Source organism: Pseudomonas sp. BIGb0381 (genome assembly GCF_024809815.1).
Taxonomy (GTDB): Bacteria; Pseudomonadota; Gammaproteobacteria; order Pseudomonadales; family Pseudomonadaceae; genus Aquipseudomonas.
In genome coordinates this window covers 336,426-352,612 of sequence record NZ_JANUEN010000003.1, presented here as the reverse complement: position 1 = coordinate 352,612, position 16,187 = coordinate 336,426, and the positions used below count along the sequence as shown (strand labels likewise).

The window sequence follows — 16,187 nt, the reverse complement described above, 5'->3', positions numbered from 1 at the left end:
GTGTTTATGCGATAGAGAGGTTCAATTAGACGGTCTGCACGCTCATTTGCGCGAAAAATCGACGAATGCCTCGAGCACTTGCTCAATCTGCGCCCGGCTGACATCCAGGTGAGTCACCATCCGCAGGCGCGGTGCGACGCTCAACTTGATCCCGCGCTCGGCGGCAAACGTCTTCAAGGCCTGGGCCTGATCGCCGATCTGCACATAGACCATGTTGGTCTGCACCGGCTCCACCGCGTAACCGGCGTTGCGCAACTCATCGCCCAACCATTGCGCATTGGCATGGTCATCAGCCAGGCGCTGCACCTGGTGATCCAAAGCGTACAGCCCCGCCGCCGCCAGGGAACCGGCCTGGCGCATGCCACCGCCGACCATCTTGCGTAAACGGCGGGCCTTGGCGATCAACGCCGTGGAGCCGCACAGCACCGAGCCGATCGGCGCACCGAGGCCCTTGGACAGGCACACCGACACCGAGTCGAAATGCTGGGCGATCTCCCGCGCATCCACGCCAAGCTTGACCGCCGCGTTGTAGAGTCGCGCGCCATCCAGATGCAGGGCCAGGCCATGCTCGCGGGTAAAGGCCCGCGCCTTCGCCAGGTAGTCCAGCGGCAGCACCTTGCCCTGCATGGTGTTTTCCAGGGCCAGCAGGCGGGTGCGGGCGAAGTGGAAATCGTCGGGCTTGATGGCGTCGAGCACCTGATTCAGGTCGAGGGAGCCATCCGCCTGCACGTCCAACGGTTGCGGCTGGATCGAACCCAGCACGGCCGCCCCGCCGCCTTCGTATTTGTAGGTGTGGGCCTGCTGGCCGACGATGTATTCCTCGCCACGCTCACAGTGGGCCATCAGCGCCAGCAGGTTGCTCATGGTGCCGGTGGGCACGAACAGCGCGGCCGCAAAGCCCAGGCGCTTGGCCAGCTCGGCCTCCAGACGGTTGACGCTGGGGTCTTCACCGTAGACGTCATCGCCGCTGACGGCGGTGGCCATGGCGTCGAGCATGCCGGCGGTGGGTTGGGTCACGGTGTCGCTGCGCAGGTCGATCACAGACATGAAACAAGCCTCGAAGGGGTTCATTAAGATTCTTGTGAGGATGATTACTGCGGGCAAAGCCGCGGAATATCAAGCCCCGCGCGTTCTCAATCGAATACCAACCAAACAAACCGATATAGCCTATCGATACGGCGCTCGTGCAGTTTATGAAAAACCATGTTAAAAACTCTCCGCCACCAGGGTTCTGGTGGCAACGTTCTCAGGGCGGGGTGCAATTCCCCACCGGCGGTAATTGCACGCAATGTGCATAGCCCGCGAGCGCTTGGCGCCTCGAACTGCTCACGCAGAACGGCGACAAGGTCAGCAGACCCGGTGTGATCCCGGGGCCGACGGTCATAGTCCGGATGAAGAGAGAACGGGATTGGCACCTAAGGGCCGCACGCTGACCTCATGCCTGCATGACTCGGCGGTTCGTACCCTTAAAATCCCATTCGATTCATAACGCCCTGTTTTTTTCTTAAACAGGAGTCAGAACATGCAACCCACCGCAATCGACAGCAAAAGCAAAAACCATCACGGCGAGCGCGTCGCGTTTATCCAGGCCTGCTGGCACAAGGATATTGTCGACCAATCCCGCAAAGGCTTCCTCGCCGAAATGATCGCCCAGGGTTACCAGGAGTCGGACATCGATTTCTTCGAAGTCGGCGGCGCCTTTGAAATGCCCCTGCACGCCAAGCTGCTGGCCAAGACCGGTCGTTACGCCGGTATCGTTGCCGCCGCGCTGGTGGTGGACGGCGGAATCTACCGTCACGAGTTCGTGGCCCAGTCGGTGGTCAGCGGCCTGATGCAGGTGCAGCTGGAAACTGAAGTGCCGGTGTTCTCGGTGTCCCTGACCCCGCATCACTTCCATGCCGGCAGCGAACACACCGCATTCTTCCATGAGCACTTCGTGCACAAGGGCCAGGAAGCTGCGCGTACGTGCGCCGACACCCTGCACAAGGTGCGGGCGATCCGTCGCAGCGAGCCACGGGCTGTAGCGGTCTAATCAACACCGCAAAACAAAATGTGGGAGGGGGCTTGCCCCCGATGGCGGTGTCTCAGCTCCAGATGAGCTGACTGACACACTGCTATCGGGGGCAAGCCCCCTCCCACATTTGGATCAGGTTAAGGCTCAGATCTACGCCAGCCCGGCCTCTGTGGTCGGAACAATCAATATCCCCGCCCGCAAGCCATTCTTCACCTTCGGGTTGGGGAAGATGATGCGCGCACCCTCCTCCTCGATCACCCAACGGGTCTTGGCCACGTCTTCGGCCAGCAGATAACCCTTTTCCAATTCCGAAAAGTTTTCCACGTCCGCCGGCAAGTGCAGCAGGAAAGCATCACTGTGCTTGATGACTTCCCGCGACACAGCGAACAGTTTCAACCCGTCCAGGCTGTCAGTCTCAGGCTCGGTGCCTTCGATGATCTGCTTGAGGCGCAGCTCCAGGCGGGAAACGTTCACGCCCTGGTTCTGCCCAAACGGCCGCGCCTTGCCCAGCTCGAGGGTGAAGGCCTCGGCCTCCAGCTGCTCATAGGTAAACGCGGTGAAGGTGATCGAGCTCTTGTTCTGCAGCAGCACCGCTTGCATGCCGGCAGCGTTCAGGCGCGCCAGTTCATGGCGTGAATGCTGGCGGCCCTCCTTCCAGGGGTACAGCGCAAACTGCTCGATCTTCGAGCCGCGAATGGCGGTGTGCAGGTCGTAATGCAGGCGCGAACGGCCCGGCTGGCTGAAGAAGCTGCGGGCCAGCTGTTCAAGCTCGGCGGCGCGCATGGCTTCGGGGCCGATGTTTTTTTCATGCCGGCCGTTGAACAGCCGGTTGACGTCCAATTCAAGGTAACGCTCACCGCGGCGCATGGCCTCGGGGTTGCCGAACAGGAACAGAATACGGGTACGGGGTTTGATCTCCCCACGGGCGATGCCATGCACCAGGCGGTCGAGCAATTCGATCGGCGCGGTTTCATTGCCATGGATGCCGGACGACAGCAGCAGGTCGCTGCCATTGTCCGTTGCTTGCGGCGGGCGCACTTCGAGTGCGCCCTCGCTGAGCCAGCGCATCTGCACGCCGTCGACAGTCAGTTGAATTTTTTGCGCCGGTTCGCGACCGGCGAGGGTCAGTTCAAGCAGTTTGCCAAGGGCGAGCATACGCAGCTTCCTTAGTGGTTGCAGCCTGGGCCGTGGACGTGATCGTCGTCATCACCTTCAACGTCGGCCGGTTCCATTTCCAGTTGCAGGCTCATCAGGTTGGTGGCCAGTGGGCGCATCAGCAGGTTGGCGTATTCGGAGTCGCCTTCTTCCACGTCCACGCCGATCAGCAGTTGGCCACGGCCGTCGTGCTGGATCCAGATTTCCTTACCCTGCCAGACCACGGCGACGCGGGTGCAGGAGGTTTCCAGCTGGGTGCCGTCGGTGTCTTCAAGGATCAGTTGCAGGGTGTCGGTGGTCATAAATAATTCTCAGCCATAGGGTGTAAAAAGAGGTGGCGTTAATTGATCTGGAAAGGATAAACCGAGCCCAGTTTAAGGATTTGCGTCAGTTCATCCAGTGCCGTCCGGCACTCAAGCAGCAATTGCGGGTCAGCCAGGTCGGTTTCGCGCAGGCTGTCGCGGTAGTGCTTGTCGACCCATTGGGTCAGTGTGTCGTACAACGGCGCGGTCATGATAACCCCTGGGTTCACCGCTGCCAGCTCGGTTTCGTTCAGGGCCACGCGCAAGCGCAGGCAGGCCGGGCCGCCGCCGTTCTGCATGCTTTGCTTGAGGTCGAAGACTTTTACTTCGCGGATCAGACCAGCGGAGGCCGTCAGGCCTTGCAGGTACTGCCACACGCGCTCGTTGGCGCGGCATTCTTCCGGCACGATCAGCAGCATCGAGCCGTCGGCACGGGTCAGCAACTGGCTGTTGAACAGGTAGGAACGTACCGCGTCCTCGACGCTGACCTGGGCACGCGGCACACACACCGACTGGAAGTTGCCGCCCAGCTTGCCCAACTTGCCCTGCAACTCGGCCAGCATCTGTTCGGTATGGAGGAATGCGTCCTCGTGATAGAACAGCACCTCGCCGTTGCCCACCGCGATCACGTCGTTGTGGAACACGCCGGCATCGATCACCGCCGGGTTCTGCTGGGCGTAGACCACGCCTTCATCCTTCAGGCCGTGCAGGCGGGCGACCGCCTGGGAGGCTTCGAGGGTCTGGCGCGCCGGGTACTTCTGCGGGGCCGGGTAACGAGGGTCGAACGCGCTGCGCCCGAACACAAAAAACTCCACGCCCGCTTCGCCATACTCCCGGCAGAAACGCGTGTGGTTGGCCGCGCCTTCGTCGCCGAACTGCGCCACCGCCGGCAACGCGGCGTGATGGGCAAAGTGTTTCTGGTCGGCAAACATCGCCCCCAGCACGCGGCTGGTGGTCGGGTGTTCGATGCTGCGGTGGTATTTGCAGTTGAGGTTGGCGGCGGTGAAATGCACGCGGCCATCTGCCGTGTCGGCGCTGGGGCTGACGGTGGCGGCGTTGGCCACCCACATGCTCGATGCCGAGCAGCTGGCTACCAACAACGGCATGGCCTGCTTGGCCGCCTGCTGGATGACCTGGGCGTCGGTGCCGCTGAAACCGAGGTTGCGCAACGCCGCTACGTCCGGGCGCTCCTGGGGCGCGAGCACGCCTTGCACAAAGCCCATGTCCATCAGGGCTTTCATTTTCTGCAGGCCCTGCAACGCCGCTTCCTTGGGGTTGGAATGCTGCTGGCTGTTGCTCTGGGACGCGACGTTGCCGAAGGACAAACCGCCGTAGTTATGGGTCGGCCCCACTAGACCGTCAAAATTGACTTCATAGGATTTCATCGGCGAGGCTCCACGAACATCTGTTTTTATAGGCATCAAAAGTCTTCAACACACCACAAATCCAGTGTGGGAGGGGGCTTGCTCCCGATAGCAGTCTGTCAGTTGATCAATCAGGTGACTGACACACCGCCATCGGGAGCAAGCCCCTCCCACATTTAGATCAGCGTAATGCCGGGGGTTAGCGTGGCAGGCACCACCAGGCTCGGAGTCTCCAACGACGCCACCGGGTACGCACAATAATCCGCCGCATAATACGCACTGGCGCGATGGTTGCCCGAGGCCCCCACCCCACCAAATGGCGCGGTGCTGGCGGCGCCGGTCAGCTGTTTATTCCAGTTGACGATGCCGGCACGGCTTTCCAGCCAGAATTGCTGGTAACGCGCTTCGGAATCGGACAACAGGCCAGCGGCCAGGCCGTACTGGGTGTTGTTGGCTTCGGCAATCGCCGCCGCGAAATCAGCGTAGCGGATCACCTGCAACAGCGGGCCGAACAGCTCTTCGTCTTCGCGCTCGGTCACGCCGGTTACGTCGATGATGCCTGGGGTCAGCAAGGCGGCCTGGTCCTGTGGCTGGGTCATCTCCAGCAGCGCCACGGCGCCATTGGCCAACATCAGCTCCTGGGCGTCCATCAAGGCTTTCGCCGCTGCCAGGGAAATCACCGAGCCCATGAACGGCGGCGGTTGCTGGTCAAACGCGCCGACTTCAATCGTCGCGCTCACCGCCACCAGCCGCGCCAGCAACGCATCGCCCCAGGCGCCTTCCGGCACCAGCAAGCGACGGGCACAGGTGCAACGCTGGCCCGCAGAGATAAACGCCGATTGGATGATGGTGTAGACCGCCGCGTCCACGTCGGCCACTTCGTCCACCACCAGTGGGTTGTTGCCGCCCATTTCCAGGGCCAGGATCTTGTCCGGGCGCCCGGAGAACTGCTGGTGCAGATGGTTGCCGGTGCGGCTGGAACCGGTGAAGAACAAGCCGTCGATACCTGGGTTGGCCGCCAACGCAATGCCGGTTTCCCGCGCACCTTGCAGCAGGTTCAACACGCCTGCCGGCAAACCGGCGTCGATCCAGCATTGCACGGTCAGCTCGGCGACTTTCGGGGTCAGCTCGCTGGGTTTGAACAGCACGGTGTTACCCGCCAGCAACGCCGGGACGATATGCCCGTTGGGCAGGTGACCCGGGAAGTTGTAAGGACCAAACACCGCCACCACGCCGTGGGGTTTGTGGCGCAATACGGCGGTGGCGTCGCCCAGGGGGCCGCTCTTCTCGCCGGTACGCTCGCGGTAGCTTTGCACCGAGATCGCAATCTTGTTGGCCATGCTGGTGACTTCGGTGGCCGACTCCCACAGCGGCTTGCCGGTCTCTTCGCCGATGCAGCGGGCGATTTCATCGGCGCGGCTTTTCAGGGTCGCAGCGAAGGCTTCCAGCACGCTGATGCGTTCTTCCAGTGGGCGCCGGGCCCAGGCCGGGAACGCCTGGCGCGCGGCCTGCACGGCCGACTCGACCTGCTCGACCGTGGCGCCATTACCGGCCCACAGCACCTGCTGGGTCACCGGGTTACGCGATTCAAACAGTTCACCCTGGCCAGCCAGCCAGCTACCTGCGATATACAGCGAATTCATTATTTCGACTCCCGAGCAGCGGACAACGGTACGGCACGCACTTGATCACCCGCCACCAGTTGCAGACGCTTGGCGGTTTGCGGGTCGACCACCAGCGTGCCTGCCGCCAGGCGCGCCGGGGCGGCGGTGATGCGGCAATCTTCGCGTTTGCGGTTATGGATCAGGAACGGCGTGGCGTCGTCCCCCGGTGTGCCGATGGCCAACACCAGCGATTGGCTGTCGCGCACCGCACGGATCTTGGCGGTCTCGCACTCCACCGCCGGGCCGGCGTCGAAAATATCGACGTAGCCCTGGTAGCTGAAGCCTTCGCTCTTGAGCATGCTCAGCGCCGGCTCGGTGTCCGGGTGGACCTTGCCGATCACGTTGCGCGCGTCTTCGGAGAGGAAGCAGCTGTACAACGGAAACTTGGGCATCAGCTCAGCGATAAACGCCTTGTTGCCCACGCCGGTCAGGTAGTCGGCCTGGCTGAACTCCATCTTGAAGAAGTGCCGACCCAGGCTTTCCCAGAACGGCGAACGCCCGGCGTCGTTGGACACACCACGCATCTCGGCGATGATCTTGTTGCCAAACAGCTGCGGGAACTCGGCGATAAACAGCAGGCGCGCCTTGGCCAGCATGCGGCCGTTGAGGCCGTTGCGGTAATCGGCATGCAGGAACAACGAGCACAGCTCGGAATTGCCGGTGAGGTCGTTGGCCAAGAACAGCGTCGGAATCTCACGGTAGATATTCAGCTCCTGGGAGGCGCTGACCGTCAGGCCGACCCGGAAGTTGTACCAGGGCTCGCGCAGGCCGACAGCACCGGCGATGGCGGAAATCCCCACCACGCGGCCTTCGTCGTTTTCCAGCACGAACAGGTAATCGGCATCCCCGCGCCCGGCGTCGCCGCGAAAGGTTTTTTCGGCCCAGCCAACCCGGTGGGTCAAGCGCTCTTCGTTGGCCGGCAAGGTGGTGAGGCCGGTGCCGGTGCTGCGCGCCAGATCAATCAGGGCCGGTAAATCGCTGCTGCGTACGGGACGAACGATCATGCTATCTCCTCAGACGGGCCGCTGCTGCCAGCCACCCGCGAAACTCTGTTTATACCGCTACCAGGCGCACACTCGCGCCTTCGCCAACGCCCAGCGCCTCGGCCGCTGCCAGGTCCAGGGTCACCGGCTTGCCGGGCGCGTAGTCCAGCTCCAGCATGACCGCACGGTAATCCTGCAACTGCGCGTTGCTCACCAGGTACTGGCGGCCGACACCCTTGACCATCTCGCCAATCTTCACCGGTACCACGCGGCTCTGGGCGATCGAGCGAATGCCCGAGACCCGTGCGTGCAGCGTCGGACCGCCGTCGAAGATGTCGATGTAGTGGTCAGTCTCGAAGCCTTCGCGCATCAGGATGTCGAAGGTGATCTGTGCACGCGGGTGCACCTGGCCCATGGCTTCCTGGGCTTCGTCCGGCAACAACGGCACGTAGATCGGGTAATGAGGCATCAGCTCGGCGAGGAACGTACGGCTTTTCAGCCCGCACAGGCGCTCGGCGGCGGCGTAGTTGAGGTCGAAGAAGTTGCGGCCGATGGCGTCCCAGAACGGTGAATCACCGTTCTCGTCGCTGTAGCCGACAATCTCGGTCACCACCGAGTCGGCAAAGCGCTCGGGGTGGCTGGCGACGAACAACAGGCGGCCACGGGAATTGAGTTCCGACCACGGCGAACCGACCAACTCCGGCACCACATAAAAGCTGGTGAGCAGGCTGTTGCCGGTGAGATCGTGGCACTGGGAAAGCACGTGAATCTTGTTGTGGATCTTCAGCTCGCGGGAGGCGTGCACGAAGGTCTCGTTACGAAAACTGTAGAAAGGCTCCGAATAACCGGCCGAGGCGACAATGGCCGAGCAGCCCACGAGCTTGCCGGTCTCGGTGTCTTCGAGCACGAAGAAATAGCTTTCTTCACCGTTGAAACTCACCTCGGCCGCGAAGGACGCTTCGCTGGCGGCGATCTTGTCGCTCAGGCGTTCCACATCATCCGGCAAGGAGGTGACACCAATCGGGCTGTCCGCAGCCAGACGCTGTACCTCGCCCAGATCAGCCATTTGCGCGGGGCGCATCACCAGCATGGTGTCACTCCTTAACTCTAAAACTCACAGGAAAAAAATACCGAACAGGTCAGGAACACCACATATCTTCATGTGGGGCATATTCCAGTGTGGGAGGGGGCTTGCCCCCGATAGCGGTGTATCAGTCACCAGATGCATCAACTGACAGATTGCTATCGGGGGCAAGCCCCCTCCCACATTTTTGACCCAGTCCAGCCAGCAGAAGGTGTCGCTATCAGGCTTGGGTCAGCGTTTTTACCGCACGCTCGAAGCGATCCAGGCCTTCGTTGATGTCCGCGTCTTCCACCACCAGGCTCGGCGCAAAACGCACCACGTCCGGGCCGGCTTGCAGGATCATCAGGTTTTCTTTCTCGGCCGCGTTGAACACGTCCTTGGCCTTGCCTTTGAACGCATCGCTCAGTACGCAACCGATCAACAGGCCCATGCCGCGCACTTCGGTGAAGATGCCGTACTGCTTGCCGATCTGCTCCAGGCGCGCCTTGAACAGGTCGTGCTTGGCGTTGACGCCGGCCAGCACCTCTGGGGTGTTGATCACGTCGATGACCGCTTCGGCCACCGCACAGGCCAGCGGGTTGCCGCCGTAGGTGGTGCCGTGGGTGCCGACCACCAGGTGCTTGGCCAGGTCTTCGCGGGTGAGCATCGCCGCGATCGGGAAACCGCCGCCCAGGCTCTTGGCGCTGGTGAGGATGTCGGGCACCACGCCGTAGTGCTGGTAGGCAAACAGATGGCCGCTGCGGCCCATGCCGGTCTGCACTTCGTCGAACACCAGCAGCGCGTTGTTGGCGTCGCACAGTTCACGGGCACCTTGCAGGTAAGCCAGTTCGGCCGGCAGTACGCCGCCTTCGCCCTGGATCGGTTCCAGCACCACGGCGCAGGTCTTGTCCGACACGGCGGCTTTCAACGCGTCCAGGTCGTTATAAGGGACATGGGTGATACCGGTGATTTTCGGCCCGAAACCATCGGAGTACTTCGACTGGCCACCGACGTTAACGGTGAACAGGGTACGGCCGTGGAAGCTGTTCAGCGCGGCAATGATCTCGTACTTCTCGGTACCGAAACGGTCGAACGCCACACGGCGGGCCAGCTTGAACGCGGCCTCGTTGGCTTCGGCGCCGGAGTTGCAGAAGAACACGCGCTCGGCAAACGTGGCGTCGATCAGCTTATGCGCCAGGCGCAGGGCCGGCTCGTTGGTGAAGACGTTGGAGACGTGCCACAGCTTGTTGGCCTGTTCGGTCAGCGCACCGACCAGCGCCGGGTGGGCGTGGCCTAATACGTTGACCGCGATGCCGCCGGCAAAGTCGATCAGCTCGCGACCCGCCTGGTCCCACACGCGGGAGCCAGCGCCACGCACGGGGATGAATGCGGCAGGTGCGTAGTTGGGCACCATGACCTGGTCGAAATCGGCACGTTGCACCGGGGCTTGCTCAACGGACATCGGAGTCTCCTGAAGAGGAACGCCTGCCTGGAACTGGCGGGCGATGCAGGGATTGTAAGGACAGTTTTCAGCGCGGCCTTGCCGCCAAGCGACAACTTCTTATAGCGCCAACCCCCGTTTTACGCGGGTTTACGCCAATGCGACAAATAGCGTCGCAATGGCGCAGTTTAAACGGATACTGGGGTTTTCGGCAGTCTGCAGAGCAGTCGCTCAATGGGCGCGACACATCACGTCGAGCGTGCACACTTCAACCGCGCTCGGACGGCACCGACGATAGTTCGAACGGGCTGCTGCTGCGCCGCTGGTTGCGGTCTTCGCGAGGGGTGGCGCCAAAGAAGTTGCGGTAGGCGCTGGAGAAGTGCGGCCCCGAGGAGAAGCCGCAGGACAAGCCGATCTGGATGATCGACTTGCTGGTTTGCATGAGCATCTGGCGGGCCTTGTTCAGGCGCAGTTCCAGGTAGTACTGGCTGGGGACACGATTGAGGTACTGCTTGAAGATCCGTTCCAATTGTCGTCGCGACACGCACACGTGCTGGGCGATTTCATCGGTGGTCAGGGGCTCTTCGATATTGGCTTCCATCAGCAACACTGCCTGGGTCAGCTTCGGATGGCTGGAGCCCAGGCGGTTTTGCAGCGGAATGCGCTGGCGCTCGCCGCCTTCGCGGATGCGCTCGACCACCAGTTCTTCGGAGACCGCACCGGCCAGCTCGGCACCGTGGTCACGGGCCAGTACCGCCAGCAGCAGGTCGAGTACCGACATGCCGCCGCAGGCGGTCAGGCGATCACGGTCCCAGTCGAACAGATGGCTGGTGGCGATGACCTTGGGGAAACGCTCAGCAAAATCATCCTGCCAACGCCAGTGCACGGCGGCGCGGTAGCCGTCGAGCAGGCCGAGTTGGGCCAACGGGTACACACCGGCCGACAAACCACCGATCACACAACCGGCCCGCACCAGTTGCTTGAGGGCGGTGCTCAGTTGCGAGGCGATCACGGCAGGCGGCTCGTCCGCCAGCAGGAACAGTTTCTGGAAGCCTTCCAGCTTGCCGGCCCACGGTTCGCCCGGCAGTTGCCAGGCGCCTTCGGTGGCCGGCTCGGCGAGCAAAAACGACAGCTCGTAGACCACGTCCGGATGCACCCGCTGAGCAACGCGCAAGGCCTCCTCAGCCAGCGCAAGCGTGAGTGCTTTTGTGCTGGGCCAAATCAGGAAACCAATTTTGTGGGCGGTCATGGAGTGCTATCCGAAGCGAAGAACGGTAATGAAGACAAAGGCCAATGCTAGCCCGTAAACCAACACAAAGCTTAAAAACGATAAAGATCCAATGTGGATATCTAATGTGGGAGGGAGCTTGCCCCCCTCCCACATAAAAGCAACTTCAGCAGCAAGGGACTATTTCAAGCTGCCGGACAGGAACTGCTGCAACCGCTCGGACTGCGGGTTGACCAGCACTTCCCGCGGGTTGCCACGCTCTTCCACGATGCCTTTGTGCAAGAACACCAGCTGGTTCGACACTTCACGGGCAAAACCCATTTCGTGGGTCACCACCACCATGGTGCGGCCTTCCTGGGCCAGGTCCTGCATCACCTTGAGCACTTCGCCCACCAGCTCGGGGTCGAGGGCCGAGGTGGGCTCGTCGAACAGCATCACCTCCGGCTCCATCGCCAAGGCACGGGCAATCGCCACACGCTGCTGCTCGCCACCGGACATATGACCCGGGAATGCATCCTTGCGATGGCCCACGCCAACCTTGGCCAGGTAGTGCTCGGCCTTTTCACGGGCGTCTTTTTTCGACATGCCCAGCACGTGCACCGGCGCTTCCATTACATTTTCAAGGGCGGTCATGTGCGACCACAGGTTGAAATGCTGGAACACCATCGACAGGCGCGAGCGCATGCGTTGCAGTTGTTTAGGGTCGGCGGCCTTCATGGCGCCGTCCTTGTTGGCCACCAGTTTCAGCTCTTCGTTATTGAGCAGGATCTTGCCGGCGTGGGGTTGCTCCAGCAGGTTGATGCAGCGCAAAAAGGTACTTTTGCCCGAACCACTGGAACCGATGATGCTGATCACATCACCGGCCGCGGCGGCCAGGGACACGCCTTTGAGCACTTCATGACTGCCATAGCGTTTATGCAGGTCTTGGACTTCAAGTTTGTACATGCGGTCGGTTCTCACAAAAACAGGTGGTCAGTCGTTGAGCAAGCGCCCGTGACGCAGCGCTTCGCGCCCCGCCACCTTGGCCAGCCAGAAACCCGCTTGGGCATAACGTAGCCGTTCAACGGCAAACAACACCCCCGAGGTGCCCGCGCAGATAATGCTCACGCGGTCTTCCAGGGGGTCAATCACTTCAAAAATCGGCTCGCCCTTCTCGATCCAGTCCCCGGCTTTACGCAGGTAACTGATCACCCCGGCGTGGGGCGCGAACAGCAATTCGGTGCCTTCGAAGGGCACGCCTTCGCACGGTTCGTGTTGCGGCGCCGGCCATTCGCCCTTGATCAGGCCTTGTTCGGCGAGAAACGCGAGGATGCCTTCGGCGTGGAAGATCGCTTCGTCACGGCCCGTGTCCGCTTGACCGCCCAACTCCAGCGTCGTCGCCAGACAGGCCAGCGGGACCTGCGCGTCGGGAAAGGCGCGGGACAGACGCAGCCACGGCAACGAGCAAGCCTCATCAAACGAGCTGCCACCGGAATCTTCCGCGAGCAAACCGACTGTCACATTCAAGTGCGCCGACAACGAACGCCACTGCGGCCAGTGCTGGGGCAGCGCGTACATGTGCAGCGCGGCTTCGGCGTCGCAGTGCAGGTCGAGGACGATGTCGGCGCTGCACGCATGGCTCAGCAGGATGCGCTGCATGCCTTGCAACTGGCTGCCTGGCTCAGGCAATGCGTTGAGCACATCGGCCATCGCCTGGCGAATCATGCGCACGTTGGCGTGAGGGTCATCCCCCAGCTTGCCTGTGAGCAGCTCGGCCACCGGCTCGCTCAACTCAACGAAATCGCGGTTGAAATTCTTGCCGCTGCCCACCTCGAAACGGCCCTGGTGGCTGCCTTGCAGCAGCTGGCCCAGGCCCATCGGGTTGGCCACCGGCACCAGCTCGATCACGCCGTTGAGGGCACCTTGCGCTTCAAGTTCGGTGAGGCGTTTTTTCAGCTCCCACGCGGCGCGCATGCCGGGCAATTCATCGGCGTGCAGGCTGGCCTGGATATAGGCCTTGCGCTCGCCGCTGCCAAAACGGAACACGCTCAGTTGGCGCTCGCAGCCCAGGTGGCCCCAGGGCAACAGGTGATCGATACGTTCCATATCAGTGCTTCCGTGGAGCCAGGTAGCTCAGCCAGCGGCGCTCGGCCAACTTGAACAGGCGTACCAGGATAAAGGTCAGGCACAGGTAGAACACGCCGGCGGTGATGTAGGCTTCGAACGGCAGGTAGAACTGCGCGTTCACCGTGCGCGCGGCACCGGTGATGTCGATCAGGGTGACGATGGAAGCAAGACTGGTGGTCTGCAGCATCATGATCACTTCGTTGCTGTACTGCGGCAGCGCGCGGCGCAGGGCCGACGGCAGCAGGATGCGGCGGTACAGCTTGTAGCGCGACATGCCCATGGCCTTGGCCGCTTCGATCTCGCCATTGGGGGTGGCCTTGAGGCTACCGGCAATGATCTCGGCGGTGTAGGCGCTGGTGTTGATCGCAAAGGCCAGGCACGCGCAGAAGGTCGCGCTGGACAGCAGTGGCCACAGGAAGCTCTCGCGCACCGCTTCGAACTGCGCCAGGCCGTAGTAGATCAGGAACAGCTGCACCAGCATCGGCGTGCCGCGGATCACGTAGGTGTAGAGCCAGGCCACGCCGTTGACGACCGGTTGCTTGGACACACGCATCAAGCCCAGGGGCAAGGCGGCGAGCAGGCCGAAGAACAGCGAGATGGCGAGCAATTTCAGGGTGGTCAGCAGGCCGCCAAGGTACAGCGGCATGGCCTCCCAGATGACGTTGTAGTCGAAGATCATAGATCAGCCGCCCTTACGCCTACCGAGTAGCGCTTCTCAAGATGACGCAAGGCCAGCAACGACACGCTGGTGATCACCAGGTACATCGCCGCCACTGCGAGGAAGAAGGTAAAAGGCTCGCGGGTGGCATCAGCCGCCTGCTTGGCCTTGAACATCATGTCTTGCAGGCCCACCACCGAGATCAGCGCGGTGGCCTTGGTGAGTACCAGCCAGTTGTTGGTAAACCCGGGGATCGCCAGCCGGATCATCTGCGGCACCATCACCCGGAAAAACACCTGGAAGCTGCTCATGCCATACGCAAGGCCGGCTTCGGCCTGGCCCTTGGGGATGGCCATGAAGGCGCCACGGAAGGTTTCCGACAGGTAGGCGCCAAAGATGAAACCCAGGGTGCCGATACCGGCGGCCAAGGGGTTCAAGTCGATATAGTCGTCATAGCCGAGCATCGGCGCGACGCGGTTAAGCAGGTCCTGACCACCGTAGAAAATCAGCAGGATCAGCACCAGGTCGGGGATCCCGCGGATCACCGTGGAGTACAAGTCACCCAGCCAGGCCAACCAGCGCACCGGCGACAGGCGTAACGCGACCCCGATCAGACCCAGAACAATGGCCAAGGCCATGGACGACAAGGCGAGCTGAAGCGTCAACCATGCGCCATCGAGGATGACGGCCCCGTAGCCTTTCAACATGATTCAGGTCCTCGAAAAGGGGGATGAAAAAATGGCGCAAACCGCAGGAATTCTGTTGCTTGCGCCATTTCAGGACAGACAGCTGCGAGTACTTACTTGGCTTCAGGGCCGTAAATATCGAAGTTGAAGTACTTTTTCTCGATTTCTTTGTACTTGCCATTGGCACGGATCGCGGCGATGGCAGCGTTGATACGGTCCAGGTTTTCCTTGTCGCCTTTGCGCACGGCGATGCCTACGCCGTCGCCGAAGTACTTGACGTCGGTGAACGCCGGGCCGGTGAACGCATAGCCTTTACCGGCAGGCGTATCGAGGAAACCTTCCTGCAACAGGGTGGCGTCGGCCACGGTACCGTCGAGGCGACCGGCTTCCACGTCGAGGTAGATTTCGTTCTGCGAACTGTAAGGAACAACGGTGGCGCCTTTAGGTGCCAGGACTTCCTTGGCGAAACGGTCGTGGATCGAACCGCGCTGTACGCCGATCTTCTTGCCTTTGAGCTCATCCAGGCTGTCGCTGACCGCAGAGCCTTCCTTCAACACCAGGCGCGCTGGGGTCAGGTAGTAGCGGTTGGTGAAGTCCACGGACTTCTTGCGGTCTTCAGTGATGGACATGGACGACAGGATCGCGTCGATCTTGCGCACTTTCAAAGCCGGGATCAGGCCGTCGAACTCTTGCTCGACCCAAGTGCACTTGACCTGCATCTCTTCGCACAGGGCGTTGCCGATGTCGTAGTCAAAACCGACGATGCTGCCATCCGGCGCCTTCGAGGCAAACGGAGGGTAAGCCGCTTCGATACCAATTTTCAGAGGCTTGCCTTCAGCGAAAGCCTGCATGGACAACACGGACAGCGCCAGGGCGCCCAACAGCACGAGTTTCTTCATCTTGGGACTCCATCGGTATAGGGCAAAACAGCAGTATGAGCCATGGCCCACGATGCGACTGAGTGAAACCGAATAGCGGTGCTGCGTCCTACGCGAGTGACTGCATGCGACGACGAGCGAGTGATCGGCATTCTAACGACAGGCCGGAAGCCGATATTTCCTCAATGCGACAACAATTTACAGAAGCACTGAGAAAGCGGTTCCAGCACATTGACAGCCTCTGAATTTTATGCAGAGACAAAAGATATTAAACCTGTTGATGCTGCAAATTGCGGGCCTATTATTCGCAAACCCTTCTAGCACGGCAAGTGTGGCGTTTAATCTTATTGCCGGGGGTGTCTAAAGCGCGGTTTTTCGGGGCATAAGCGTAGCCCTTTGCCTCATGTTTGGGCGGTGGGTTACACATTTGTGCCACTCGGTAACATTCAGAAACCTCCTACGCAAAAAACCGATATTTATTTGACTGGTGGTCATGCGGATCTGTCAGACCCTCCCCCATACCCACCTTGGAATGAAATCCAAATGTGGGAGGGGGCTTGCCCCCTCCCACAGGGGATCTCCAGTGGTTTTGAGAAACCACAAAAAAGCCCCACTCGGCATACACCGAATGGGGCTCTTTCCCAC

15 protein-coding genes and 1 riboswitch are annotated in these 16,187 nt (G+C 61.3%); of the genes, 1 reads left to right on the top strand and 14 read right to left on the bottom strand.

What is annotated here, in order from left to right; all coding sequences use genetic code 11:
- Positions 1 to 42: 42 nt before the first annotated feature.
- Complete coding sequence (gene ltaE, locus M2397_RS11665; RefSeq protein ID WP_131697790.1) at positions 43 to 1,047, bottom strand: low-specificity L-threonine aldolase; 1,005 nt, start codon at positions 1,045 to 1,047, stop codon at positions 43 to 45.
- A 191-nt stretch (positions 1,048 to 1,238) separates the two neighbouring features.
- Positions 1,239 to 1,408: riboswitch (FMN riboswitch) on the top strand.
- A gap of 114 nt (positions 1,409 to 1,522) precedes the next feature.
- Between ltaE and M2397_RS11660 the strand changes: the two genes are divergently transcribed.
- Positions 1,523 to 2,032 carry a 6,7-dimethyl-8-ribityllumazine synthase gene (locus M2397_RS11660; RefSeq protein WP_065926190.1) on the top strand — a complete coding sequence of 170 codons (510 nt, stop codon included), beginning with the start codon at positions 1,523 to 1,525 and terminating at the stop codon, positions 2,030 to 2,032.
- A 132-nt stretch (positions 2,033 to 2,164) separates the two neighbouring features.
- Here the strand turns inward: M2397_RS11660 and astE are convergent, their stop codons facing one another.
- From astE to M2397_RS11595, 13 genes are all read right to left on the bottom strand, one after another.
- Complete coding sequence (gene astE / locus M2397_RS11655) at positions 2,165 to 3,169, bottom strand: succinylglutamate desuccinylase (RefSeq protein WP_131697791.1); 1,005 nt, start codon at positions 3,167 to 3,169, stop codon at positions 2,165 to 2,167.
- A gap of 11 nt (positions 3,170 to 3,180) precedes the next feature.
- Positions 3,181 to 3,471: a hypothetical protein gene (locus M2397_RS11650; protein WP_053140059.1), complete on the bottom strand. Its 291-nt coding sequence runs from the start codon at positions 3,469 to 3,471 to the stop codon at positions 3,181 to 3,183.
- Between the two features lie 38 nt (positions 3,472 to 3,509).
- A complete protein-coding gene (gene astB / locus M2397_RS11645) occupies positions 3,510 to 4,856 on the bottom strand; it encodes an N-succinylarginine dihydrolase (RefSeq protein WP_259243180.1) in 1,347 nt (448 codons plus the stop codon).
- A 155-nt stretch (positions 4,857 to 5,011) separates the two neighbouring features.
- Complete coding sequence (gene astD, locus M2397_RS11640; RefSeq protein WP_167655186.1) at positions 5,012 to 6,481, bottom strand: succinylglutamate-semialdehyde dehydrogenase; 1,470 nt, start codon at positions 6,479 to 6,481, stop codon at positions 5,012 to 5,014.
- On the bottom strand, positions 6,478 to 7,503 hold the full coding sequence (gene astA / locus M2397_RS11635) for an arginine N-succinyltransferase (protein WP_131697794.1): 1,026 nt from the start codon (positions 7,501 to 7,503) through the stop codon (positions 6,478 to 6,480). The genes astD and astA overlap by 4 nt, the downstream gene beginning before the upstream one ends.
- A 49-nt stretch (positions 7,504 to 7,552) precedes the next feature.
- The gene (gene aruF / locus M2397_RS11630) at positions 7,553 to 8,572 is read right to left on the bottom strand and encodes an arginine/ornithine succinyltransferase subunit alpha (protein WP_131697795.1); all 1,020 of its coding nucleotides are present in this window, start codon (positions 8,570 to 8,572) and stop codon (positions 7,553 to 7,555) included.
- A 214-nt stretch (positions 8,573 to 8,786) separates the two neighbouring features.
- The gene (locus M2397_RS11625; protein WP_131697796.1) at positions 8,787 to 10,007 is read right to left on the bottom strand and encodes an aspartate aminotransferase family protein; all 1,221 of its coding nucleotides are present in this window, start codon (positions 10,005 to 10,007) and stop codon (positions 8,787 to 8,789) included.
- A gap of 247 nt (positions 10,008 to 10,254) precedes the next feature.
- The gene (argR, locus tag M2397_RS11620) at positions 10,255 to 11,235 is read right to left on the bottom strand and encodes a transcriptional regulator ArgR (protein ID WP_131697797.1); all 981 of its coding nucleotides are present in this window, start codon (positions 11,233 to 11,235) and stop codon (positions 10,255 to 10,257) included.
- Between the two features lie 159 nt (positions 11,236 to 11,394).
- A complete protein-coding gene (locus M2397_RS11615; RefSeq protein ID WP_003214336.1) occupies positions 11,395 to 12,159 on the bottom strand; it encodes an ABC transporter ATP-binding protein in 765 nt (254 codons plus the stop codon).
- Positions 12,160 to 12,186: 27 nt separating this feature from the next.
- A complete protein-coding gene (locus M2397_RS11610; RefSeq protein ID WP_145338716.1) occupies positions 12,187 to 13,299 on the bottom strand; it encodes a succinylglutamate desuccinylase/aspartoacylase family protein in 1,113 nt (370 codons plus the stop codon).
- A gap of 1 nt (position 13,300) precedes the next feature.
- Positions 13,301 to 13,999, bottom strand: coding sequence for an ABC transporter permease (locus M2397_RS11605; protein WP_053140043.1), 699 nt, complete (start codon positions 13,997 to 13,999; stop codon positions 13,301 to 13,303).
- Positions 13,996 to 14,685 carry an ABC transporter permease gene (locus M2397_RS11600; protein ID WP_010208305.1) on the bottom strand — a complete coding sequence of 230 codons (690 nt, stop codon included), beginning with the start codon at positions 14,683 to 14,685 and terminating at the stop codon, positions 13,996 to 13,998. The genes M2397_RS11605 and M2397_RS11600 overlap by 4 nt, the downstream gene beginning before the upstream one ends.
- Positions 14,686 to 14,777: 92 nt before the next feature.
- Positions 14,778 to 15,563, bottom strand: coding sequence for an ABC transporter substrate-binding protein (locus M2397_RS11595; protein WP_259243173.1), 786 nt, complete (start codon positions 15,561 to 15,563; stop codon positions 14,778 to 14,780).
- Positions 15,564 to 16,187: the final 624 nt, after the last annotated feature.

Excerpts from the sequence above, each read along its gene's own strand:
- M2397_RS11605 (WP_053140043.1), bottom strand. The coding sequence starts at position 13,999 with ATGATCTTCGACTACAACGTCATCTGGGAGGCCATGCCGCTGTACCTT.
- argR (WP_131697797.1), bottom strand. The coding sequence starts at position 11,235 with ATGACCGCCCACAAAATTGGTTTCCTGATTTGGCCCAGCACAAAAGCA.
- M2397_RS11650 (WP_053140059.1), bottom strand. The coding sequence starts at position 3,471 with ATGACCACCGACACCCTGCAACTGATCCTTGAAGACACCGACGGCACC.
- aruF (WP_131697795.1), bottom strand. The coding sequence starts at position 8,572 with ATGCTGGTGATGCGCCCCGCGCAAATGGCTGATCTGGGCGAGGTACAG.
- M2397_RS11660 (WP_065926190.1), top strand. The coding sequence starts at position 1,523 with ATGCAACCCACCGCAATCGACAGCAAAAGCAAAAACCATCACGGCGAG.
- M2397_RS11625 (WP_131697796.1), bottom strand. The coding sequence starts at position 10,007 with ATGTCCGTTGAGCAAGCCCCGGTGCAACGTGCCGATTTCGACCAGGTC.
- M2397_RS11610 (WP_145338716.1), bottom strand. The coding sequence starts at position 13,299 with ATGGAACGTATCGATCACCTGTTGCCCTGGGGCCACCTGGGCTGCGAG.
- astA (WP_131697794.1), bottom strand. The coding sequence starts at position 7,503 with ATGATCGTTCGTCCCGTACGCAGCAGCGATTTACCGGCCCTGATTGAT.
- M2397_RS11600 (WP_010208305.1), bottom strand. The coding sequence starts at position 14,685 with ATGTTGAAAGGCTACGGGGCCGTCATCCTCGATGGCGCATGGTTGACG.
- M2397_RS11595 (WP_259243173.1), bottom strand. The coding sequence starts at position 15,563 with ATGAAGAAACTCGTGCTGTTGGGCGCCCTGGCGCTGTCCGTGTTGTCC.
- M2397_RS11615 (WP_003214336.1), bottom strand. The coding sequence starts at position 12,159 with ATGTACAAACTTGAAGTCCAAGACCTGCATAAACGCTATGGCAGTCAT.
- astE (WP_131697791.1), bottom strand. The coding sequence starts at position 3,169 with ATGCTCGCCCTTGGCAAACTGCTTGAACTGACCCTCGCCGGTCGCGAA.
- astB (WP_259243180.1), bottom strand. The coding sequence starts at position 4,856 with ATGAAATCCTATGAAGTCAATTTTGACGGTCTAGTGGGGCCGACCCAT.
- ltaE (WP_131697790.1), bottom strand. The coding sequence starts at position 1,047 with ATGTCTGTGATCGACCTGCGCAGCGACACCGTGACCCAACCCACCGCC.